The 23,052-nt window shown below is 70.3% G+C and carries 16 protein-coding genes and 2 tRNA genes; 14 read left to right on the top strand and 4 right to left on the bottom strand.

Annotated features, from left to right (window positions below; genetic code table 11):
* The first annotated feature begins 296 nt into the window (after window positions 1-296).
* The 3 genes from ACVTJA_RS33725 to ACVTJA_RS33715 are packed head-to-tail and all read left to right on the top strand — an operon-like array spanning window position 297 to window position 2,179.
* On the top strand, window positions 297-983 hold the full coding sequence (locus ACVTJA_RS33725; RefSeq protein WP_465825688.1) for a ParB/RepB/Spo0J family partition protein: 687 nt from the start codon (window positions 297-299) through the stop codon (window positions 981-983).
* 3 nt (window positions 984-986) lie between these two features.
* Entirely contained in the window at window positions 987-1,553 is a 567-nt protein-coding gene (pyrE, locus tag ACVTJA_RS33720; RefSeq protein WP_465825687.1) for an orotate phosphoribosyltransferase, read from the top strand.
* A complete protein-coding gene (locus tag ACVTJA_RS33715) occupies window positions 1,550-2,179 on the top strand; it encodes a hypothetical protein (RefSeq protein WP_465825686.1) in 630 nt (209 codons plus the stop codon). The genes pyrE and ACVTJA_RS33715 overlap by 4 nt, the downstream gene beginning before the upstream one ends.
* Before the next feature lie 28 nt (window positions 2,180-2,207).
* Here the strand turns inward: ACVTJA_RS33715 and ACVTJA_RS33710 are convergent, their stop codons facing one another.
* The 3 genes from ACVTJA_RS33710 to nadB all read right to left on the bottom strand — a co-directional run bounded on the left by ACVTJA_RS33710 (window position 2,208) and on the right by nadB (window position 5,175).
* A complete protein-coding gene (locus tag ACVTJA_RS33710; protein WP_465825685.1) occupies window positions 2,208-2,801 on the bottom strand; it encodes an LOG family protein in 594 nt (197 codons plus the stop codon).
* Window position 2,802: 1 nt separating this feature from the next.
* Window positions 2,803-3,429 (bottom strand): rhomboid family intramembrane serine protease, encoded by a 627-nt coding sequence (locus ACVTJA_RS33705; protein WP_465825684.1) that lies wholly within the window; start codon window positions 3,427-3,429, stop codon window positions 2,803-2,805.
* A 156-nt stretch (window positions 3,430-3,585) separates the two neighbouring features.
* Complete coding sequence (nadB, locus tag ACVTJA_RS33700; protein WP_465825683.1) at window positions 3,586-5,175, bottom strand: L-aspartate oxidase; 1,590 nt, start codon at window positions 5,173-5,175, stop codon at window positions 3,586-3,588.
* Between the two features lie 89 nt (window positions 5,176-5,264).
* On the opposite strand from nadB, the gene ACVTJA_RS33695 reads away from it, so the two are divergent.
* The 10 genes from ACVTJA_RS33695 to ACVTJA_RS33650 all read left to right on the top strand — a co-directional run bounded on the left by ACVTJA_RS33695 (window position 5,265) and on the right by ACVTJA_RS33650 (window position 19,195).
* A complete protein-coding gene (locus ACVTJA_RS33695; protein ID WP_465825682.1) occupies window positions 5,265-5,957 on the top strand; it encodes a transglycosylase SLT domain-containing protein in 693 nt (230 codons plus the stop codon).
* Window positions 5,914-7,806: a tetratricopeptide repeat protein gene (locus tag ACVTJA_RS33690; protein WP_465825681.1), complete on the top strand. Its 1,893-nt coding sequence runs from the start codon at window positions 5,914-5,916 to the stop codon at window positions 7,804-7,806. Before ACVTJA_RS33695 ends, ACVTJA_RS33690 begins: the two co-directional genes overlap by 44 nt.
* 12 nt (window positions 7,807-7,818) lie before the next feature.
* Window positions 7,819-8,508 (top strand): CDP-diacylglycerol--glycerol-3-phosphate 3-phosphatidyltransferase, encoded by a 690-nt coding sequence (pgsA, locus tag ACVTJA_RS33685; RefSeq protein ID WP_465825680.1) that lies wholly within the window; start codon window positions 7,819-7,821, stop codon window positions 8,506-8,508.
* An 87-nt stretch (window positions 8,509-8,595) separates the two neighbouring features.
* Window positions 8,596-8,670, top strand: a tRNA-Gly gene (locus tag ACVTJA_RS33680).
* 16 nt (window positions 8,671-8,686) lie between these two features.
* Window positions 8,687-8,761: transfer RNA gene (locus tag ACVTJA_RS33675), tRNA-Gly, on the top strand.
* 168 nt (window positions 8,762-8,929) lie between these two features.
* Window positions 8,930-9,712, top strand: a complete 783-nt coding sequence (locus ACVTJA_RS33670) for an ABC transporter permease (protein ID WP_465825679.1) — start codon at window positions 8,930-8,932, stop codon at window positions 9,710-9,712.
* A gap of 9 nt (window positions 9,713-9,721) precedes the next feature.
* Entirely contained in the window at window positions 9,722-11,035 is a 1,314-nt protein-coding gene (locus tag ACVTJA_RS33665; protein ID WP_465825678.1) for an ABC transporter ATP-binding protein, read from the top strand.
* A 42-nt stretch (window positions 11,036-11,077) separates the two neighbouring features.
* Window positions 11,078-14,887, top strand: a complete 3,810-nt coding sequence (locus ACVTJA_RS33660) for a rhamnosyltransferase WsaF family glycosyltransferase (protein ID WP_465825677.1) — start codon at window positions 11,078-11,080, stop codon at window positions 14,885-14,887.
* 64 nt (window positions 14,888-14,951) lie between these two features.
* Complete coding sequence (locus tag ACVTJA_RS33655) at window positions 14,952-16,871, top strand: class I SAM-dependent methyltransferase (protein ID WP_465825676.1); 1,920 nt, start codon at window positions 14,952-14,954, stop codon at window positions 16,869-16,871.
* Entirely contained in the window at window positions 16,868-19,195 is a 2,328-nt protein-coding gene (locus ACVTJA_RS33650; protein WP_465825675.1) for a glycosyltransferase, read from the top strand. The genes ACVTJA_RS33655 and ACVTJA_RS33650 overlap by 4 nt, the downstream gene beginning before the upstream one ends.
* A gap of 34 nt (window positions 19,196-19,229) precedes the next feature.
* Here ACVTJA_RS33650 and ACVTJA_RS33645 read toward each other — a convergent pair whose 3' ends face one another.
* Window positions 19,230-21,422, bottom strand: a complete 2,193-nt coding sequence (locus ACVTJA_RS33645) for a glycosyltransferase family protein (protein WP_465825674.1) — start codon at window positions 21,420-21,422, stop codon at window positions 19,230-19,232.
* 426 nt (window positions 21,423-21,848) lie between these two features.
* Between ACVTJA_RS33645 and ACVTJA_RS33640 the strand changes: the two genes are divergently transcribed.
* Window positions 21,849-23,051: a DUF2304 family protein gene (locus ACVTJA_RS33640; RefSeq protein ID WP_465825673.1), complete on the top strand. Its 1,203-nt coding sequence runs from the start codon at window positions 21,849-21,851 to the stop codon at window positions 23,049-23,051.
* Window position 23,052: the final 1 nt, after the last annotated feature.

Genomic DNA, 23,052 nt, shown 5'->3' with positions numbered 1-23,052 from the left:
GCTCGGAGGGTGGCCCTGGTGAGGGAACGCCCGGCGAGCACCGCGCCGAGGGAGGGCCTCAGCACAATGGCGGAGGTCACCCCTCCGAGGGTGGCCAGCACGGCGAGCAACATGCTGCGGGCGGGCCGGAGGGCGGGCAGCAAGCCGAAGGCGGCACCGCGCCCGGTGAGCACCGTGCCGAGGGTGGTGAGCCTTCCCAGGCAGCTCCGGCGGAGGCGGGTGCCCCCTCGCCGGGTGGCGAGCCCGGAGCCGAGGTTGCTGCACAGGGCGTTTCCGAGCAGGGTGAGGAGTCCGAGGTGGCGACGGAGGACGAGTCCGAGCAGGAGACCGACGAGGGCGAGCTGCCGGAGGAGCTGTCCGCGCCCGAGGAGCGCCTGGCCGGACGGGTGACTTTGGTGCTGATGCCGTTGGAGAAGCTGCAGGAGGACACCACGTTCCGCCTGCGTCCGGAGGGTGACGTGTCCGGGCTGGCCACGGACATCGCGCGGCTGGGGCAGCTCTTCCCGGTGGACGTGCGTCCGGCCGGCGAGGACCGCTACCAGCTCGTCTGCGGCTTCCGGCGCGTGGCCGCGCTGCGCTTCCTGAAGCGGGACGCGGTGCAGGCGCGCGTGCACACGAGCCTCTCGGACGAGGACGCGCTCCTCATGTCCCTGGCGGAGGCCATCCACGCCACTCCGGTGGAGCCGGAGGTGCTGGAGGCCAAGCGCGAGGAGCTGGCGTCGCAGGGCCGGCTGAGCGCCGCCGTGCGCGACATGCTGGAGAAGGCGCTGGCCACGGAGGACACGCTGGCGCCCGAGGGCGTGGAAGAGGAAATCGATGCCGACGAGCTGGCCGCGGACGTGTCGCAGCGGCTCGGGGCCATCAACCAGGACCTCTCGCTGCTGGCGGACGTGTTCGCCGCGCTGGACGACTCGCGCAAGGCGGAGCTCCTGATGCAGTTGCGGTACTCGTCGGAGCTGGTGGCTTACCTGGAGGGTTTGTAGACCATGGCGGAACCGCTCGCGCGCGACCGTGCCCGGCTGCTGGAGCTGCTCACGGAGCGCTCCTTCGAGCGGCGGCGCGTGGTGCTCTCGTCCGGCAAGGAGTCGGACTTCTACATCGACTGCAAGCGCACGGCGCTGCTCGCCGAGGGGCACTTCCTCATCGGCCGCCTGCTGCTGGAGTCCATCCGCCGCGAGGCGCCCTCCGCGGTGGGCGTGGGCGGCCTGACGCTGGGCGCGGACCCGCTGGCCTCGGCGGTGAGCCTCACCGGCTACCTCTCCGGCCACCCGCTCGCCGCCTTCATCGTCCGCAAGGAGCCCAAGGGCCACGGCACCGGCCAGTGGATTGAGGGCCTCAGCGGCATGCCGAAGGGCGCACCGGTGGCCATCGTCGAGGACGTCGTCACCACGGGAGCCTCCACGCTGAAGGCGATTGAGCGCGCCCGGGTGGAAGGCCTCGAGGTGCTCGGCGCCTTCGCGCTGGTGGACCGGCTGGAGGGGGGGCGCGAGGCGGTGGAAGCCGCCGGCCACAAGCTGTTCACCCTCTTCACCCGCAAGGACTTCATCCCGTGAGGAAGCCGTTTGTCATGGTGGCGCTGCTGACCCTTCTGGGCGGCTGTGTCACCACGCCGCCCGCCGTCGGAGAGCAGGCACCGACACTTCCCGACGAGCAGGCCGAGGAGGCCTACCGGGCGATTCTGGCGAAGTACTCGGGCCGGGACGAAATCTACGACGGCTTCGACACGCGCCTCTTCGCGGGGGCCACCCTGCAGACGCCTTCCTTCCGCGAGGCGCGGGCGCGCCGCCAGGCGGCCTTCCAGGCGCTGCCGGCCAACACGCTGGAGAAGATGCTCGCGCAGGAGCGCACCGACGCCGAGAAGGTGAACGAGTTCTTCCTCGGCGTGCACCTCAACGAGTACCGCTACGGCTACTTCGACCAGAAGCCCCCCATGTGGCACATCGCGCTGGTGACGCCCTCGGGTGAGGTGACGCCCTCGCGCGTCCTCCGGCTGGGGCGCGTGGACCTCGACATGCGGGCGTACTACCCGTACACGGGCGTCTTCTGGGTGGGCTGGAAGGTGGAGTTCCCCAAGACGCTGTCCAACGGGGACCCCGTCATTCCTCCCGGGACGAAGCAGGTGACGCTGCGCGTGGCCTCGTCGCTGGGCAAGGCCGAGATGGTGGTGGCCGCGGAGTAGCCGCCGGACGAAGGGGCCCCGTGGGGCCTCACGTCTGGTTGCCGCGCCTCAGCCACTTCTCCACGGGCGGCAGGGTGGGGCCGGCCAGCAGCCGGTCCACCAGCACCGACGGCGAGGCGCTCACCGCGAAGGGCACGGCCTGCGCCTCCGGGACGAAGCCCTCCTGCGCCATGTGCCGGGCCATGGCCACGAGCGGCTGGAAGTAGCCCCGCGTGTCCAACAGCCCCATGGGCTTGCGGTGCAGGCCGAGCTGGGCCCAGGTGACGATTTCGAAGAGCTCGTCCAGCGTGCCGAAGCCGCCGGGCAGAGCGACGAAGGCGTCCGAGCGCTCCGCCATCAGCGCCTTGCGCTCGTGCATGGAGCCCACGGTGTGCAGCTCGGTGAGGCCCTTGTGGGCAATCTCCTTCGGCCCCATGAAGCCGGGGATGATGCCCACCACGCTGCCGCCCGCGGACAGCGCGGCGTCCGCCACCGCGCCCATGACGCCCACGCTGGCGCCGCCGTAGACGAGCGTCAGGCCACGCCGGGCCAGCTCCGCCCCCATGCGCGTGGCGGCCTCGACGTACTCGGGCCGCGCGCCGGGGCGCGAGCCGCAGAACACACAGACGCTCTTCACTTCCATGTCAGAGGCCCCCACGGCGCTCGGGGTGGGCCGCGACGACGGCCACCACCACGCTGAGGAAGAGGAGGATGGGCAGGGCGCGCGCATACACCCGGCGTCCCATGCGCAGGGCCAGCCCGCACGGCAGTCCGAAGAGGAAGCCGCCGAGGTGGCCGGACCAGCTCACGAAGGGCAGGAAGCTCAGCACGGCCACCTGCGCCAGCCAGATGAACAGCTCCCTGCGGCCCTGCTGCGTGGAGATGGGGAGCATGGCGCCCGCCCACCCCAGAATCATCCCCGACGCGCCCACCGTGGGGACGTCGAAGTCGAAGAGGAGCGAGAACGTGGACGCCCCCAGCGCGGCGACGAGCGACAGCCCCAGGAAGCGCAGGCTGCCGATGCCGCGCTCCAGCGTGAAGCCGAGCGTCACCACCACGGACATGTTGAAGACGAGGTGCAGCAGGCCACCGTGCTCGAACACCGCGCCCACCAGCCGCCAGTACTGCCCGGCCTGCACGGCGGGCCCGTACAGCCCCAGCGGGGGCAGCCGGCCCACCCGCACGCCGTCCACGACGATGTACTGCGACAACGGGAGGAATCGCTCCGCCACGAAGAGCGCCACCGCGACGACGAGGAGAGCCTGGCTCACCCAAGGGCGGGGCAGGGGGCCCGCCGGCGGCGGAGGTGGCGCTTCCGGAGGAGGAGGCCCACCATGCGGAGGTGGCCCGCCGTCCCCGTCACCGGGGCCGCCAGGGCCAGGGAGCGAATCCAGGATGCTGCCGCGCGAGCGGGACCCCATGGTCGCTCACAGCTCCCGGGAGAGGACGGTGTCGCGCAGCCAGTGGTGGTCGTCGGTGTGCGGGTAGTCGAGCGTGAAGTGCAGGCCGCGGCTCTCCTTGCGGCGGCTGGCGCAGTCGACGATGAGGTAGGCCACCTCGGCGATGTTGCGCAGCTCGATGACGTCGCGAGTCACCTTGAAGTGCCAGTAGTAGTCGCGAATCTCCTCGCGCAACAGCTCCAGCCGGCGCCGCGCTCGCATCAGCCGCTTGTCCGTGCGGACGATGCCCACGTAGTTCCACATGAGTCGGCGAATCTCGTCCCAGTTGTGGCTGACGACGACGCTCTCGTCGGACTCCACCGCGCTGCCCGCGTCCCAGGCCGGCGGGTCCTCGGCGCGCACGGGCAGGCCGGCCATCTCCTCCGTCGCCACCTTCACCGCGCGGTGGCCGAACACCAGCCCCTCCAGCAGCGAGTTGGACGCGAGCCGGTTGGCGCCGTGCAGGCCGGTGCAGGCCACCTCGCCGATGGCGTAGAGCCCCGGCACGCTGGTGCGCCCGTCCAAATCCGTGACGACGCCGCCGCACTGGTAGTGGGCCGCGGGCACCACGGGGATGGGCTGCACCGCCATGTCGATGTTGAAGGCCTTGCAGGTGGCGTAGATGTTGGGGAAGCGCTCGGTGAGGAAGGCGCGGCCCAGGTGCGTCATGTCCAGGTACACGCACTCGTCGCCGGTGCGCTTCATCTCCGCGTCGATGGCGCGCGCCACCACGTCGCGCGGGGCGAGCGCGCCCATGGGGTGGTAGCGCTCCATGAAGGTAGCGCCGCCCTTGAGGCGCAGCTTGCCGCCCTCGCCGCGCAGCGCCTCGCTGATGAGGAAGCTCTTGGCCTCCGGGTGGTACAGGCAGGTGGGGTGGAACTGGTAGAACTCCATGTTCGCCACCCGCGCGCCCGCGCGGTACGCCATGGCGACGCCGTCGCCCGTGGCCACGTCCGGGTTGGACGTGTAGAGGTACACCTTGCCCGCGCCGCCGGTGGCCAGCACCGTCACCTTGGCCAGGAAGCGCTCGATGCTGCCGTTGTCCAGCAGCGCGTACGCGCCCAGGCACCGGTGGGCGCCCGGGTTCGGCGTGCGCCGGTCCAGGATGAGGTCGATGGCGGCCGTGTGCGCGAAGAAGGTGATGTTGGGCGTGTCGTCACACGCGGCCAGCAGCGCGCGCTGCACCTCGCGGCCGGTGATGTCCCCGGCGTGGATGATGCGCCGCGCGGAGTGGCCGCCCTCGCGCGTCAGGTCGAACTCGCCGGAGACATGCTTGTTGAAGTCCGCGCCCAACTGCACGAGCTCACGCACGCGCGCGGGACCTTCCTTCACCGTGACTTCCACCGCGTCCTGGTGGCACAGGCCCGCGCCGGCCACCAGGGTGTCCTGGATGTGGGCGTCGAAGCTGTCCGTGGGGGCGAGCACGCTGGCGATGCCACCCTGCGCATAGGCGGTGTTGCTCTCACCCCGCTCCCGCTTCGCGAGGACGGCCACCGTGCCGTGCCGGGCTGCCTGGAGGGCGAACGAGAGACCCGCCACGCCGCTGCCGAGGACGAGAAAGTCGAACCGATGGGGCATGGTGGACAGCCTTAATGGCTGTAAGTGCTGGAAACAAGGCGTTTTCTTGAGGACTTTCCGGCGCTTGTCTAAGGTTGAGGGCTGCCGATATGCGTGCCCTTTCCGCGCTCCTCGCAACCGCCCTCCTGCTGGGCCTGCCGCTGACGGCGGGGGCGGCCGAGTCCATCTATCGCTACGTCGAGAAGGACGGGACCATCGTCTATACGAACGTCCCGCCCTCCGGCGCCAAGAAGGCGAAGCAGCTCAAGGGTTCCTTCACGCCGGCCCCCACCAAGTCGGCGCCCGTGGTGGGGCGCAAGAAGACGCCGCCGGAGCTGGACCCGCACATCGCGGCCGCGGCGCAGCGCTACCGGATTCCGACGGCGCTGGTGCGCGCCATCATGCACACCGAGAGCAACTTCAACCCCAACGCGCTCAGCAACAAGGGCGCCAGCGGGCTGATGCAGCTCATGCCGGCCACGGCGTCGGACATGTACGTGAAGGACATCTTCGACGAGCGCGACAACATCGAGGGCGGCGTGCGCTACCTGCGCGTGCTCGCCAACATGTTCGACGGCGACATGGTGAAGATGATTGCCGCGTACAACGCCGGCCCCGAGGCGGTGAGGCGCTACGGCGGCAAGGTGCCTCCCTACGAGGAGACGCAGGGGTACGTGCGCAAGGTGCTCCAGCTCTACTTCCACTACAAGGAGCGCGAGCGGACCGACGAGAGCGGTCCCCGCGAGCCCACATCCCAGAATGACGACGCGCGCGAAGGGGCGGGGGGAGACGAGCCCCGCTGACGACGAGTACCTCCAACAGCTCTACCGCGGTGGCGAGCTGCTGGCCGCCGGCAAGGTCATCGAGGCGAAGGAGTTCCTGGAGCGCGCCCACCAGCTCCAACCTCGCCAGGAGAAGGCGCAGAACCTGTTGGGCCTCTGCTACTTCAAGCTCGGCATGTTCGACCGGGCGGCGGAGCTGTACGAGATGCTGGTACGCGACAACCCGGTGGACCCGACGCTACGGGTCAACCTGGGGCTCGTGTACCTGAAGACGAACGCGCTCCAGCGCGCCGCGCGCGAGTTCGAGACGGCCACGGACCTCGCCCCCGAGCACCAGAAGGCGCAGAACTACCTGGGCCTGACGCTCGCGCAGATGGGCGAGTACGGCCGCGCGCGCGAGCACTTCCTCCTCGCTGGCAGCGACGCCATGGCGGAGAAGATGACGCGCGCGATTGCCGGCGAGGGCTACTCACGGCCCGCGCCCGTGCAGCCCGCGAGGGCGCGTGGCTTCGCCGAGCTGGAAGGCAGCGAGCAGGGCGGAGAGCCTGTCGCCGCCGAGCCTCCGCGCGCGCAGCCCGGGCTGGACGCGAAGGCGAAGCCGGCGGCCCCTGCGCCCGCGGCACGGGAGCCGGAAGAGGAGGAGATCCGCCTCGCCGAGGACGAGGGGCCGAGCGCCCTGTCGTCGGGTGGGACGGAGATGCCGGTGCTCACCGCGACGCCCGAGGACGCGGAGGAGCTGGCGATGGAGGCGCAGCACGAGTCGCCACCGGAGTCCGCCTTCGATGAGACCTCCGCCGCGCTCGCCGCGAGCGTGCCGTTGACTCCGGTGCCGCTGACCCGGCTGCAGCTCGCGCGCGCCGCCGCGGCGAAGCCCGCTGGCATGGTGCCCAGGGCCACGGACGCGGGCCCGACTGCTGCGTCAGCCGCCTCGGGCAAGGCCGTCTCCGCCACGTCTTCCGTTCCGGCGGCCACAGGTGCGGCGGTCTCCGCCACGTCCTCCGCACCGTCGGCCTCGGGCGCGGCCGTCTCCGCTACATCGTCCGTTCCCGCAGCCTCGGGCGCCGCGATCTCCGGCATGCGCTCCGCCCCGACGGCCTCGGGAGCGACGCTCTCCGGGATTCCTTCCGCCCCGGTGGGAGCGGCCATCGCGGGAGCCCCCGCCGCTGGGACTGGCGCCCCTTCGACCGAGGCCGGCCCCGGAGGCGCGGCGGAACCCACGGGCGCCACCGTGCCGCCGCTGGCGGTCCTCGCTCCGGCCATCGCGCTGGCCGGAGCGGACGCCGCACATCCCTTCCTCCTCGGCGAGGGCAGCTTCTCCGTGGCGGTGGACGGCGAGCTGCTGACGCGGCTGGACGGGCTCGTGGCCCTCAGCGGCCAGCTCTCCTTCCAGCCAGAGATGAAGCGCTTCCGCGGCCGGGCCACCGACAAGTCCTTCGGCGAGGGCGCGGCGCGCATGGTGCGCGCGAAGGGCCGGGGCATCCTCTACGTGGAGCCTTCCGACAAGCGCACCTTCCTCGCGGTGGACCTGGGCGAGGACTCCGCCTACTTCCGCGACGAGTGCGTCTTCGCCTTCGAGGAGCCGGTGATGTTCGAGAACGGACGCGTGCCGTCGGACATCGCCCCGGACCTGGACCTCGTGCACCTGCGCGGGCAGGGGAGGGTGCTGTTGAGCCTGCCCGGGCCGCTGCGCTCGGTGCCGGTGGGGCAGTCGGGCTCGGTGACGGTGCCGCTGACGCACCTGGTGGGCTGGCAGGGCAACCTCACGCCTCGCGTGGTGCCCCTGCTCAAGTCCCCCACGGGCGAGGTGCTCCGCACGGCGGTGGAGTTGGGCGGTGAAGGTTTTGCCCTCATCGCCCTCGGTGTCCGCTAGAAGGTGCGTGCCATGGCCTCGGACCGAGCGACCCGGAAGAAGCTGAAGCGCGAGGAGCGGGAGCGCCGCCGTGCGGAGCGCAAGCCCAGCGTGTTGGTGCAGGAGTTCTGGAACCTGCCCAACATGCTCACGCTGGGGCGCATCTTCCTCATCCCGCTCTTCGTCTGGCTCACCTACGACGCGGACCCCCTCAACTCCCTCTGGGCGGGGCTCGTCTTCGCCGTGGCCTCCATCACCGACGTGATCGACGGCTACCTGGCGCGCAAGTGGAACCTCATCACCGTCGTCGGCAAGTTCATGGACCCGCTCGCCGACAAGCTCATCGCCATGGCGGCCCTCGTCATGATGGTCCGCCTGGGGCGCATCGCCGCGTGGGTCGTCATCGTCCTGCTCGCGCGCGAGCTCATCGTCAGCGGCCTGCGCACCATCGCCGCCAGCGAGGGCATGGTCATCGCCGCGGGACAGGAGGGGAAGTGGAAGACGTCCCTCCAGCTCGTGGGCATCATTTCACTCTGCGTCCACTACGTGCATCCGCTGGAGCTCGGCTCCATGTCGGTGCCCGTGGACTACAACCTCGTGGGCAAGGTGCTCGTCTACCTGTCGGGCGCCTTCTCCGTCTGGAGCGCCGTTGTCTATTTCCGGGCGTTCCTCGCCATGCTCGCGAAGCGTGGAGGCGAGCCCACCGGCGCGAAAAGTGTTTGACGGGCCAGACACGGCTTTGTATACCCCCCTTCGCTTTCGGCCTGCCGCACCACGAAGCCGGAAGTCAGCAGGAAGCAAGTTCAAATCGCGGGAATAGCTCAGCGGTAGAGCATCGCCTTGCCAAGGCGAGGGTCGAGGGTTCAAATCCCTTTTCCCGCTCCAATTTGAACTTCCTGATGCGGGAATAGCTCAGCGGTAGAGCATCGCCTTGCCAAGGCGAGGGTCGAGGGTTCAAATCCCTTTTCCCGCTCCAATCCAAAGGCCTCCTGGGAAACCAGGAGGCCTTTTTGTTTTTCCGCGGGCGTGCGCACGCATGCCCGCCTCCTGAGCAGGCGGCCGGGCCTTCGCTCTGGCGTGAGGGTGGCGGGGCCGCCTCGCTTCCTCGCGCTCGCCCTTGTCACTGCTATATGAAGGCCCCCACATGATTCGCCTCGTCCGTGAGCTGTATCAGTACCGGGGCCTGCTGCTCAGCCTCGTCCAGCGAGAGCTGAAGGCGCGCTATCGCGGCTCGATTCTGGGGTTCTTGTGGACCTTCCTGAACCCGACACTGCACATGCTCGTGTACGCGCTGCTGTTCACCGTGGTCATGCGGCAGAACACGGAGAACTACGCCTACTTCATGTTCGTCGGCCTGCTGCCGTGGCTCTGGTTCTCCACGTCCCTCAGCGGCGGGGCGAGTGCCATCAGCGACCGGCGTGATTTGATGACGAAGGTGCGCTTCCCGGCGCAGGTGCTTCCCACCACGGTGGTGGTCACCAACCTCTGCAACTACCTGCTCTCCCTCCCGTTGATGCTGGCGCTGGGCTTCTTCTACAGCCAGTGGCCGACGTGGCACATCATCGTCTTCCCGGTGCTGGTGGTCATCCAGCTCATCTTCACGATGGCGCTCACGTACATCCTGGCCGCCATCAACGTCACCTTCCGGGATTTGCAGCACATCGTCAGCAACCTGCTCACGATGTGGTTCTTCTGTACGCCCGTGTTGTTCCGGCTCAGCAGCATCCAGGACGAGCGCCTGCGCACGCTGGTGACGACGCTCAACCCCATGGTGAGCCTCATCACCTCGTACCAGGCCATCTTCTACGAGCACCGTCTCCCGGAGGCCGCGCCGCTCCTCGGGGTGGGCGTGTTCTCGGTGCTCCTGCTGTGGGGCGCCTCGATGATTTTCGAAGCGCGCCGCGAAGAGTTCGCGGAGTCCATCTAGGTCGCCGTCATGCAGGAATCCATGGACGCCATCGTCATGCGGAATGTCGTGAAGAGCTTCCGGAAGCGGACCATCCGGGGCGAGTACACGACGTTCAAATCCGAGCTGCTGCGCTGGCTGCGCGGTCAACGCCAGCCCAGGGAAGCGGGGCTCATCACCGCCCTGCGCGGCATCGACCTCACCATCCCCAAGGGCAGCACCGTCGGCATCATCGGGCGCAATGGCTCGGGCAAGAGCACGCTGCTCAAGCTCATCACCGGCATCTACGCCCCCACCTCCGGCAGCATGGAGATAAACGGTCGCATCTCCGCGCTGCTGGACCTGGGGGCCGGCTTCCACCCGGACTTCTCCGGGCGGGAGAACATCCTCATCAACGGCATCATCCTCGGCATGTCGCGCGCGGAGGTGAAGGCGCGCATGAACGACATCATCGCCTTCAGCGAGCTGGGCGAGTTCATCGACGAGCCGGTGCGCACCTACTCCAGCGGCATGTACATGCGGCTGGCCTTCGCCGTGGCCACGCACGTGGACCCGGACATCCTCATCATCGACGAAATCCTCGCCGTGGGTGACGAGCACTTCAGCAAGAAGAGCCTCGCCAAGATGATGGACTTCAAGCGGCAGGGGAAGACCATCGTCCTCGTCACGCACGACATGGGCGCGGTGGAGCGCTGGTGCGACCTGGCGGCCTGGATTGACGGAGGCTACATCCGCCGCGTGGGGCGCCCCTCGGAGGTGGCCGCCGAGTACCGGCAGGCCGTGGCCCTCGCCGAGGCCCAGTCGACCGTCTTCACGCCTCCGGCCCTGACCGAGGGTGGCGGGGCGCTGCCGCAGATTCCCGCCGTGGCGCAGTCCTCCGAAGGGCCCGTGCGCCAGCTCCAGGTGCGGCTGACGGACGGGCGCGGCGAGGAGGTGCGGGTGCCCGCGCCCGAGCAGGCCCTGGAGGTGCGCGTTGGCTACGAGCTGGAGCGCGCCGCGGAGAACGTGGAGTTCGTGGTGTCCTTCCAGACGATGGATGGGCGGGTGGTGTACGAGACGAGCACCCGGCGCGAGGCCGTGGCGCTCACCGGCCTGCCGTCTCCGGGCGTGGTGCGCTTCGTGGTGGAGCGGCTCGGGCTGCTCGGAGGGACCTACGCCCTGGTGGTGACGGCGCGTGCGGAGCGGGGAAGCCGCACCGAGCGCTGCACCTTCGAAGTGGCCGCGACGCTCGAGGAGCAGGGGGTGTTCCGTCCCCCGCATCGGTGGGTGGTGGAGCCGGCCCATGAGGGGCAGGTGGGCGGCACGCTCCGGCAGGACGTGGTAGCTCGGGCGGAGGTGGGATGAGCGTGGGCCGTCTTGGGGAAACTCGCGGAGACTCGAGGGGTCATGTGGCAGAAGCTCATTGACGAAGTGCAGGAGCCTGCCGCAGCAGCACCGGGGGACTTGGCGCAAATGGTGGCCGTGCTGCGCACGCTCCTGGAGCAGCGCCGGCCGTGTCCGCCCGAGCACTGCGCCGAGCGCACCGCGCTGGAGGGCGCGCTGCGCCTCGCGACGGAGCAACTCCACCGCGTCCTCCCCGATGGGGGCCAGAGCCTGTCCTCCCTTCAGGAAGCCGCGCGGCTGGCGGACCCCGCCCGCTTCTCCGTGCCTCCTTCGCACCGCGCCCGGGGTGGAGGCGCGGTAACGGCCGCCAAGCGGGCCTTCGTGGGCGGGCTGGAGCCCTTCCACACGGAGATGCTCCGGCCCCAGGGTGACTTCAACCGCGCCGTCGTGAAGGTGCTGGAGCACCTGTCCGTGCACCGCGGCCTCGGGTTGAAAGACGACCTTTCCTCCTGGGTGGGCACGCAGCTGGATGCCCTCGTGGACCCGACGCGCTGGAAGGTGCGCTCGCACCGGAGCGCGGTGGCCGGCGCCCTCGTGGGTTGGGCCAAGCGCTCCTACCTCTCGGCGCTCGGCCCCGTGCTGGAGGAAGTCCTCCGGGGGCAGGCGGAGTGGAACCGGGCCATGGTGGACGCCCTGCGCGCCGCGGCCGGGCCGGTGCGCCTGACGGAGGCGGAGGCCTCGCGCCAGGTGGCCTCCGTGGACGCGCTCCGCGAGCCCCTGGGGCAGCGGAAGCTGCCCGCGGCCCTTCGCGCGACGGCGCCCCTCTGGGGCGAGGTGCTGCGGCGCCAGGCGCGCTTCAACGCCGAGGCCTCGCTCGCCCTCGCCAGCCTGCTGGGGACGCGCACGCCGCCTCCGCGTCCGCCCTCGCTCGAGGACTATCCGGACTGGTGCGCCCGGCACGAGCCGGCCCGCATCGACGCGGCACGCGAGGCCCTCGCGCGTCTGGAGTCGCGGCCGCTCCTGTCGCTCGTCACCGCGCTCTCCCACGCGTCCGAAGCCTCCGTGCGGGCGTGCCTCGCCTCCGTGCAGGCCCAGGTGTATCCGGACTGGGAATGGGTGCTGGTGGACGATGGCGGCACGGCCCCGGCTTTGGCCCGCCTCCTCCAGGAAGCCGCCGCGCGCGAGCCTCGGGTGCGGGTGCTCACGCAGAAGGCCGGCGAGGGCGCCGCCCGGGCCCTGAACGCCGGGCTCGGCGCCGCGCGCGGCTCGTTCGTGGGCTTCCTCGGCCAGGACGACACGCTCGCGCCCCATGCGCTGGCCGAGGTGGCGCTGGAACTGGCGGCACGGCCCGAGTTGGACGTGCTCTACACCGACGAGGACCGGGTGGATGCGGAGGGACGCCGCTCGGCGCCCTTCTTCAAGCCGGACTGGTCCCCGGACCTGCTGCGCTCGGTCGACTACGTCTCCCATTTCCTCGTGGCGCGGCGCGCCTTGCTGGAGCAGGTGGGGGGGCTGCGCGAGGGCTTCGACGGCGCCGAGTCGTACGACCTGGCCCTGCGGCTGAGCGAGGCCACGCAGCACATCGGCCACGCACCGGGAGCGCTCTATCACCGCCGGGAGGCCGCGCCCTCCCCCCGGCCGGCCGGGGGCGCCGACCTGGGCGTGCGGGCGCTCCAGCAGCACCTCGCCCGGCGCGGTGAAGCCGCCGAGGTGACGAGCGTCGCGCCGGGGCACTACCGCGTCCGCTATCCGGTGCGGGGCACGCCGAAGGTCTCCATCATCGTCCCCTTCAAGGACCGGCCGGACCTGCTCCGCACCCTGATGGACAGCCTGCTGGCCCGCACCGCGTACCCGCACTACGAGGTGGTGCTCGTCTCCAACAACAGCACGCAGCCGGAGACGTTCGCCCTGCTGGAGCAGTTGGTGGACCCGCGCCTGGTGAAGCGGGTGTGGGACCATCCCTTCAACTACCCGGCCATCAACAACTGGGCGGCGAAGCAGGCCACGGGGGAGCTGCTGCTCTTCCTCAACAACGACATGGAGGTCGTGGACCCGGAGTGGCTGGGTGAGCTCGTGTCCCAGGCGCAGCGCCCCGAGGTGGGCGCCGTCGGGTGCAAGCTGCTCTTCCCCGAGGGGACGGTGCAGCATGCCGGCGTCGTGGTGGGGATGACGGGCTTCGCGGGCCACCCCTTCTGGCGCCTGCCGGACGGCCCCATTCGCACGCCCTTCGGGCACACGGACTGGACGCGCAACTGGCTGTCCGTCACCAGCGCCTGCGTCATCCTCCGGCGGGAGGTGTTCGAGCAGGCTGGCGGCTTCGACGAGCGCTTCCAGGTCTGCGGCAGCGACGTGGAGCTCGGCCTGCGGCTGAACACGCGCGGCCTGCGGGTGGTGTACACGCCGCACGCCCGCCTCATCCACCACGAGTCCGCCAGCCGCCGCGCGGACTCCATTCCGGAGGGCGACTACTGGTGGTCCTACGTCGCCTATCGGCCCTGGCTGGGCCCCCGGGGCGACCCCTTCTACAACCCCCACCTGTCGCTGCTGTCCACGGACTGCGACCTGCGCCGCCACCCGGAGGATGGGGAGCAGCTCGCGGTGCGGACGCTGGGCCACGAAGTGCCGAGCGCGAGGGACCCTCGGGCCGAGCAGCGGGCGCGCGCGCAGCGGCACCTCATCGAGCACCTGGGGGAGTGGGACTTCACGCCCGAGCAGGCGAAGGCCTCTCGTGACGCGGCTCCCTCGGCGCTGGCGGCGCTGCGGGCGAAGGGCAGGGTGGAGACGGCCACGTGGTTCGTGCCGGCCTTCGGCCACGTCTACGCCGGCATCCACACCATCTTCCGCTTCGCGGACCTGATGCGCCGCCGCCACGGCGTGCGCAGTGACTTCGTCATCTACGACCAGCCGGGCGCGCGCCCCGGGGACTTCGAGGCGCGCGTGGCCACCATCTGCCCGGATGCGGTGGGCGCCGTGCGCGTGTTGGGACACCCCGACGAGGTGCGGGAGTTGCCCGCGTGCGACCTGGCCATGGCCACCGCCTGGACGTCCGCCTACAAGGTGCTCCAGCACCCACGCGCCGCGCTCCGCGGGTACTTCGTCCAGGACTACGAGCCGCTCTTCCACGCCGCGGGCACGCCCTCCGCCCTGGCCGAGCAGACCTACGGCCTGGGCTTCTACGGCATCTTCAACACCCCGGGCCTCTTCGAGCACGTGGTGGCCCTGCACGGCATGGACGGATGCTGGTTCGAGCCGGCCGTGGACGGGCGCCTGTTCCATGCCGGCCGGCCCGCGCGCCGGGGCCCCGTGCGCGTCTTCTTCTACGGGCGGCCGGGGAATGAACGGAATGGCTTCGAGCTGGGCCTCGCCGCATTGGCCCGACTCAAGCGCGAGCTGGGTGGGGCGGTGGAAATCCTCGCAGCCGGCGCGGAGTGGGACCCGGAGGCCTACGGCGTTCGTGGCCTCATCACCAATCTGGGTATATTGCCGGCGGAGCGTACCGCGGCGCTCTACCGGGAGTGCGACGTGGGCCTCTGCTTCATGTTCACCCGTCACCCTTCGTATCTGCCATTGGAGATGATGGCCTGTGGCGTGACGGTGGTGACCAATGACAACCCGGCCAATCGCTGGCTGCTGGTCTCCGGCGAGAACTGCCTCCTGGCGGAGCCGACGTCCAGCAGCGTGCTGGCGCGGCTGCGGGAAGCCGTCTCCGACGGCTCGCTGCGAGCCCGGCTGGGGGCGAGTGCCGCGGAGCGCGTCCGGCGCACCACGTGGGAGGCGGAAGTAGACCGTGTCATGGCGGGCCTGCTCGGCCTGGAAGCGCCGACTGCTCGGCCGCCAGGCGGGGAGTCTTCTCTGAGGACAAGCTCGGGTTGACGGCAGGGCTGTCCTGCAGGCATTCGCTTGCCTCAGGGCTGTACCAGAAGGGATACGATTACAAATGCAGAACAACCCGAGCCAGCGCATCGCTCCGGTGTCAGAGCCTGACACGCCTCGCCCACAGCAATCCCAGACAGGCGAGGCGGAGAGCAGCCGGTCCTGGAAGGGCACCAGTGGCAATACCTACCGGGAGCTGACTCGCGCCCGGCAGGAGCACGGCAACCGGGGCCATGGCCAGCAGGAGCAATTGCTCTCCACGCTGATGCGGGCCGAGCAGCGCGCGCTGGGGCGTCCCCTCGACGTGCTCGAGCTCGTGAGCGGCCTGGATGCGCTGGCCGCGGTGGGCGGACGTCAGTTCGACGTGGTGTTCACCGTTTCCGTGCTCATCCACCACCCGCCGGAGCGTCTGTCGGGGCTGCTGGAGACACTGGGAAGCCTGGTGCGGCCGGACGGCGTGCTGTGCCTGGTGGAGAACCCGCTCGTTCCCTTCGGCGTCTGGGAGAACGGCTCGCCACAGGGCTCGTGGCTGCACCCCTATGCGGACCTCGTGCCGGAAGGGTGGGACCTGCACTACGGCGGTGGCCTGCTGGAATCCCAGGACGTCTACGTCTTCAAGCGCAATCAGGTGAAGGAGCGCCGCTTCTTCAAGCTCGCCTCGCTGGAACAGCCTCGCGACGAGGGCCAGCCGCTGACCCTGGACGCGCTGCACCTCCAGGCGCTTCCCCGGCTCCGCACGTGGACGGACCAGGCCGGGCAGGCACTGCGCGAAGGGAGCTCGCCGGAGCAGCTGCGCGCCTCGGCGCTGAGCGAGCGCCTGGACATGGAGCTGCAGCGCTCGGCCCGCCGCCAGCGGCTGCTGGCGCTCGCGGATGACCTGGCCCAGCTCCGCGCCGAGACCACCGCGGCCCCTCGGAGCGCACCGGCGCCCTCGCACTCCTCGGGGGCTGCCAGGCCCGTGCCGGAAGCGGTCGTCATCAATGCGCCGCTGGATACGACCTGGGCCCACGTGGACTCGCGGTTCGACCGGGTGCTGCACATCTTCCACCAGGAGTGGTACGGCATCCGTGCCGCCTCGGGCTATACGCCGGGACACAAGCTCGGCATCACCGCGGACCGTGCATTGTCCGCGGCGGACCACCGGCGCATCGTCGAGACCTGCGAGACATTGGGAATCCGCTCCGTCGTCTTCCAGGGGTTCTCCAACAATGCCCTGGAAGTCGTTCAGCTCCTTCGGCGGGTGTTCGGCAGCGCGCTGAAGCTGCTCTGCGTGTGGCACGGCTCCACGTCGCAGTTCCACTTCGAATTCGAGCTGGAGACCTTCAGCCGGTTGCTGGCGCTGAAGGCCGCGGGCACGCTGGACGGCGTGGCGTGCGTCAAGCCGGAGATGTACGAGATGTCGCAGCACCTCCACCAGGAGGTGCTGCTCAACCTCCCGCCCCGGGTGGATGCCGAGTCCCAGCGCCACCGCGCCCGCCGCACCCGGACCGCCTTCATCCCGACGCCCAACAACTGGTGGAAGAACTTCTACTCCAACGTGCTCGTCGCGGCGTCCGCGCCAGGGATTGAGCGCGTCTTCGTCACCAGCGCCTTCTCGGCCCGTCCAGAGTTTCCGCTGCGCAGCCCTGTCGTCTCCGTGGGGCAGCTCAAGCGCGCGGAGCTGTTCAGCATCATCCGCGACTCGGACGTGCTCCTCAATGTCACGCTCGTCGAGTGCCAGCCCATGACCGCGCTGGAGGGGCTCTCGCATGGCGTGGCGTGCCTGACGGGGCCGCTGACGCTCGGCCCGTTGGATGAGCATCCGTTCCAGAAGCTGGTCCAGGTCCCCGGTACCGGGTCGCTCGGACAGATGCGCTCCGCGCTGGAGCGCGTCCTCGAGCTGCGTGAGCGCTCGACGGAGGAATACGCGCAGATGCTGGAGGACTACACCCGCACGCTCTGCGCCGAAGCCATCAACCGCTACCTCGAGTTCACCCAGTCATGAGCCCCACCCGCGTCTGCCTCGTCACGGACGAGCTCTATCCGTTCACCGCCGGAGGCATCGGCCGAGTCACGCACAACCTCATCCTGGACTCGCTGCGCGGTGACGCGGACGTGGAGCTCCACATCCTCTTCCCGGACACCGTGAAGGTGCAGCCGTCCCGGGTGGAGCTGTTCTTCGATGGCCGGGTCAAGGCCCATGTCTGCGCCTTCCGCGAGCTGCGGCAGGGCGCCGCGGACGTGCATGGCACCTATCCGCCCCCGGCCGCCTTCCGGGACTCGCGCTGGCACGGCGAGTCGCTGGACCTGATGCGCCACCTCAAGGCGATGGAGGCCGAGGGGCTGCGCTTCGACGTCATCGAGTTCGGGGACTTCCACGGGTGGGCCTTCTGCGCGCTGCAGGAGAAGCGCCTGGGCCTGGCCTTCGCCCAGACGACCCTCTCCGTGCGGCTGCACTCGAGCTACGGCATCCTCTCGCAGCACGAGCAGAACACCCTGGAGGTGGAGAACCTGGGCCGGCACGAGATCGAGCGCAAGGCGCTGTTCGATGCCGACCTGGTGGTGGCCCACCTGCCGTGCATCGCGGCCATCAACCAGCGCTTCTATGGCTTCGACGAGGCCTGGGCGCGGAAGGTGACGGTGGAGTTTCCGCCCGTGGTCATGGACGCCCCCCCGCGTCAGCCGGCACCGGCCCTTGCGCCGACGCAGCGCAACCTGGTGTTCGTCACCAAGATCCAGCCCTTCAAGCAGCCGGACCTCTTCGTCCGGGGGGCGGTGCTGGTGATGCGCAGCTGGCCTGAGTACCAGGGCAAGGCGGTGCTGGCCTGCCACAGCTTCGACCCGGAGTATCTGGCGGAGGTCAAGGCGTTGATTCCGCCGGACCTGACCGGGCGCATCCTGTTCGTCAAGCCGGGGCCGGACCGGGAGGCGCTGATGCGCACCGGCGTGGTGGTCATCCCCTCCACCTACGAGTCGCTCAACCTCACCGCCTATGAAGCGTCGGTGGCGGGCAGCCGGCTGGTCCTCAACGCGGCCTGCCCGGCCTTTGGCGATGACAGCCCCTTCGTGGACGGGGCCAACTGCCACAAGTACGACGGCAGCCTGGACGGGCTCGCCGCGGCGATGCGCCGGGCGCTGGAGGGGCCGGAGCTGGATGCGGTGAAGTGGACGGTCGCCCGGCCCTACTGGGAGACACGGCGCGCGCCCGCCACCGCGCCCGCCGCGTCCCGGCCTCCGCCGCTCGTCAGCGTCGTCATCACGAACCAGGACCGCGGGCGCCACCTGCCCGAGGCGATTCGTGGGGTGGCGACCAGCTCCTACCCGGAACTGGAAATCATCATCGTGGACGACGCGTCCGCCGGTGCCTTCGATGCCCACGTGCTCGACCGGGTGGAGCAGGCCGCCGCCGAATCCGGACAGTACCTGCGCGTCATCCGCTCCCCGGTGCGTCGTGGCCTGGCCGGGGCGCGCAACCTGGGGCTGCGCGCGGCGCGCGGGGAGTACGTGCTCGCCCTGGATTCGGATGGCTGTCTCGCGCCGGCGTTCATCGAGCGGGCGGTGGCCGCCCTGGAAGCCCACGGCGAGTATTCCGGCGTCGTGCCCACCGCGGGTGTCTTCCAGTCCGAGGAAGAGCTGGCCGTGCGCCAGTTCTCGGACTTCATCACCTTCCTGGGGGACTGCCCGACGTATGCGCTGGTGGCCAACCGCGTGTCATGCCCCAGCGTGCTCCTGCGCCGCTCCGCGCTGGAGAAGCACTCCTACAACGAAGTCCTCCGTGACTACGAGGACTGGGAGCTGTTCCTGCGACTGGTGCACGGCGGGCACCGGTTCCTGGTGACCAACCAGGTCCATTTCTTCACACGCCGCCTGGAGGCACCGCTGCCGGAGATGGACCGGCGCCGTCACTTCCAGTCGCTCGCGCGGCTGCTTGAAAACGTACCGCATCCCCTGTCTCCGGCGATGCGGCTGTTCGGGCTGCTGGCGCACTCGCGCGAAGCCATGGTGGACCCGCATGGGGCGGTCCAGTCCGTCGCCGCAGAGAGCTCGGCGGCTTCGACGGAGGCATTGGCGCCGGTAGAAAGGCCGCTGCGGTACGACGTGGTCGACTTCATGAACGCGGCCCTGAAGCGGCTTCCGCTCGTTCATCCGCTCCTCAAGCACGCGGCGGGCGCGGCCGTGCAGCCCACGGGCGACGAGGCGGGCGCGGCCCAGGCGCCCGTGTCGCCGCCGCTCCGCTACACGATGGTGGACCAGGTGAACGGCATCCTCAAACGCGCCCCCTTCCTGCACGGCGCGCTCCGGCGTACCGCGGGCAAGGTCATCGAGTGACGTCAGCGAGCACCGGACGGTGGTTCGAGCGCGCTCAGGCCGCGACGCCCGCGGGGGGCGCTGCTCGGACCGGGTCCTCCGCGGGCGCCTGACGCGCGGCCTCCTCGGCGCGAGGCATCACCAGCCACGCGGGGAGGAAGAGGTAGCCGACGAGGAACACCGCGAGCTGGTAGCGCACATCCTGCGAGGGGATGAACAGGGCGAGCGCCAGCGTGTGCAGCAGCAAGGGCACCAACACGGCCCCGGGGCGCCACGAGCGCCTCCGGAGGCAGGCCAGGGTGCAGGCCAGCAGCGCCAGGTGAAGCGGAAGCGCGGGGCCCCAGAGGAACCAGTTCAGGTCGGGCCAGATGGTCCGGTGGAGTGCACGCATCAACCCCTGGCTCCAGGCCTCCGGCAGGAGGGGCGTGTAACGGGGGATGATTGGCAGGGAGACTCCCGCGGAGCCAATGGGGGTCCACTGGTCGGGGGCGACTCGCTGGACTGAGGGACCATTGAGCGGCTCGTCGCCGCGCCCCACCTTCCAGAGCATGGACGTCGCGCAGACGAGGTGCCTGAGCGTGGGGGTGGGATTGCGGAGCGTCAGCGCCAGCGTCAGCCGGGGCAGCACGTCCCGGTGGCGGGACACCGCGCCCGTGTCGAACCGGCCGTCCCAGACCGTGTAGACGTTGGAGAAGCAGTTGTAGTTCCACCGGTCGTCCAGCGGGTGGATGTCCTCGAGGACGGCGCGCTCCGTCGCGTCCAGCGGGGTGCCAGCCGCCACGTGCGCTCCCAGGTACCCGACGAGGGCCATGCCGCTGTCCGCTGGCACCACGTCGTAGGCGTAGAACACGACGCGCCGGGTGCCGTTCGCCACGGCGAAGGTGAGCACCATCGCCAGTGCGGCCACCTTGAAGCGGCGCCAGTCGAGGAGCACCACGGCCAGGAAGGCGCCCACCACGGCGGGAAGTCCGTTGTGGCGCATGAGCAGCACGAAGACCGAGCTGACGGCCAGGGCAACCCAGAAGCGCGGGCGCGCGGTGGTGCCAGGGAGCGTCGCCGCGCGGAAGAGCAGGATGCACTGGGCCATGATGGCCAGGCTGAAGGGGACGTCCTTCCAGAGGGTGGCGGCGAGCGCTCCGTTCACCGGGACGATGGCCACCAGGAGGCTGGAGCACCAGGCCACGGCGCGCGACAGCCCCGCCTGACGCATGCTCACGCAGCCCCAGCCCACCAGGGCCGCGAAGCAGACCACCTGCACGAGCGTCGTCGCCCCGGGCGACTCCCACACCCGTGCGAGCATCCGGATGAGGAAGGTGTGGAACACCGGGTGGGCGTCATAGAATTGCCCCGAGAGCGCCTGATTCCACTGGTCGATGGAATCACTGCTCATCATTCCCGGGAACGTGGCCAGCCACCACATCAGCCCCACCGCGAAGGGCGGAATCGCATACAGGAATCCTTCCCTCGCGGAAGGCGCGGGTGCCGCGACGCCTCGCTTCCGCGCGTGCAACCACAGGCCCACGATGAGCAGGAACGCGGTCAGCGCCACCAGATGCGTGGCGTGGAAGGCGAGCCGCATCAGGCGCGTGCCAATTCCCACCGGTCGGGGCGGCGCCAGGGTCAGCACCTCCTCTGTGACAGTGGGTCGGTAGAGGTCCAGCTCCTTCATCTCGCCATTGAATTCGTAGTGGAGGATGCCGGAGTCGGGATGCGCCCGCACGACGACGGAGAGCGCTCCCGGCACGGGCCCCGTCCAGCGAAGGCGGGCGGGCTGGGCACGGTAGGAGACCCAGGTGTCGTCGCGCCGCTCCCAGTCACCCTCCGGCTTCCACTCCGACGGGTCCACGGAGGAGCCATCCCCTCGCCGAAGCGCGAGCACGAACAACTCGCTGCTGCCAGCCTGTGGATTGCGCTGGCCGGTGGCGGTGAGGGTGAGGGTCGCCGTCGTCGGCTTTCCCACCACGAGCTCGCCGCGCGGCGAATGGAGGGGAATGGCCCGGGCCAGCAGGAGGGAGATGACGACGCAGCCGAGGAGCCACAGGCCACGGGCCTTCGGAGACCAGGCGGCCAATCGCTGGCGCGTGGAGGGGAGCACCCACCAGTGGAGGGCATGGCCCAGGGCCAGGGTGACCACGGCCATCGCGACGAACGCGCCGATGCCCCAGGGAGTCTCGGGCGAGAGCACGTGGCTGGCTCCAGCCCACGTCGCCGCGGCGGCCAGCAGGAGGCTCCCCGCGATGTGCCACACGCTCCGGGCGTGGCTCCTGGGGGCGGGGGATGGGGACGTGAAGTCTGACATGGAGTTGTCCGAGGCCGGGAGCGCGTGCCGCCCGGCAGGGGGGCGACAAGCTATCAGCGAAATGGGCGTGGGTCTCTTACGGCATACGCCGTGGCACCGGCACGCGGGACTGGCATTGGCATGGCCCCTGGCACGGTGGCCGAGCGAGGGGCCTCGCGCTCCGAGGCGGCTGTCCCATTCCATCCTCTGCGCACCGGGGATGCTTCCGTGCCTGGAGGCCGAGGGGCACGCGAGAGAATCCGCGCGGTGGTACCGGGGGATTGCATTCGCTGGCTGAGTGCCGTACGGAGGGGGGCCAACGCAATCCTGGTGTGGGCATTCAGGCGGGCCGGGGCCTGGGGCCAACATCGGGATCCTGCCGTGGGAAATTCCGGCATGTCGCTACCGTTCATCGTCCTCGTCGTCGCCGTCATGTTCCTCGTCCTGTCCCAGTTCGGTGCGCGACTGGCGGCACGGCACTCGGTGACGTGGTACCTCGTCAGCGGCTTCATCGTCCTGGCGGCCATCCGTCCAGACTGGCTCCTGCCGGTGGCGCACCTGCTCGGCATCACCCTGGTCAGCAACATGGTGCTGGCCGGGCTGACGATGTTCCTGTTCGTGCAGATGCTCGAGCAGTACTCCGAGAACGCGCGCATGCAGCGGCAGGTGGTCCGCATGGTGTCCTCCATCGCGGCCCAGTCCTTCCCGGAGCGCGTGCGCGAGCCCGGCGACACGCGCACCCGCGTGCTGGTGGTGCTGCCCTGCTACAACGAGTCCGCGAGCCTGCCCGTCCTGGTGCCGCGCCTCACCGCCCTCCAGCGCGCCACGCCGGACCTCGACCTGGACTTCTGCATCGTCAACGACGGCTCCGTCGACGCCACGCCCGAGGTGCTGCGGCGCCTGGCGCCCCGCAACCACGTCACCCATCACACCAACATCGGCGTCTCCGGCGGCCTGCGCACCGGCTTCCTCGTGGCCCAGGGCACCGGCGCCGACTTCGCCGTGCAGTGTGACTCGGACGGGCAGCATCCCATCGAGAGCATTCCCGACCTCGTGCGCGCGGCCCGCGAGCGCGAGACGGACATGCTCATCGGCTCGCGCTTCAGCGGCGTGGCCGGGGGGCAGGACACGCTGGCCAGCACCACCCGCCTGCGGCGCACGGGCGGCGTCGTCATCACCACGCTGCTGGGCATGTTCGGCGCTCCGGCGCGCGTGTCGGACCCGACGTCGGGCTTCCGCGTCTACTCGCGGCGGGCCATGGGCACGCTGCTCCAGTTGATGCCGGACGAGTACCCCGAGCCGGAGTCCATCGCGCTCGTCACGCTGGCCGGCCTGCGCGTGCAGGAGTTCGGCGTGACGATGAGTCCGCGCACCACGGGCACGTCCAGCCTCAGCGGCCTCAAGAGCCTGCGCTTCATGACCAAGGTGTCCGCGGCGCTGCTGGGCTTGCGGCTCCGCTCGCTGATGAACCGGAGTGCCTCGCGCGCTTCCGGTGGGAAGGGTGGCGGGAGTGGTGGCCCGAGCGCTCCGGTCATCTCGCTCCCGGAGTCCTCGCCGGTGTCCCCGCTGGTGGGGGACCAGGTCAACGCGGGGAAGTAGG

The sequence above is a fragment of the Pyxidicoccus sp. M6 genome, assembly GCF_055568925.1.
This window is presented reverse-complemented; position numbering and strand designations above follow the sequence as displayed.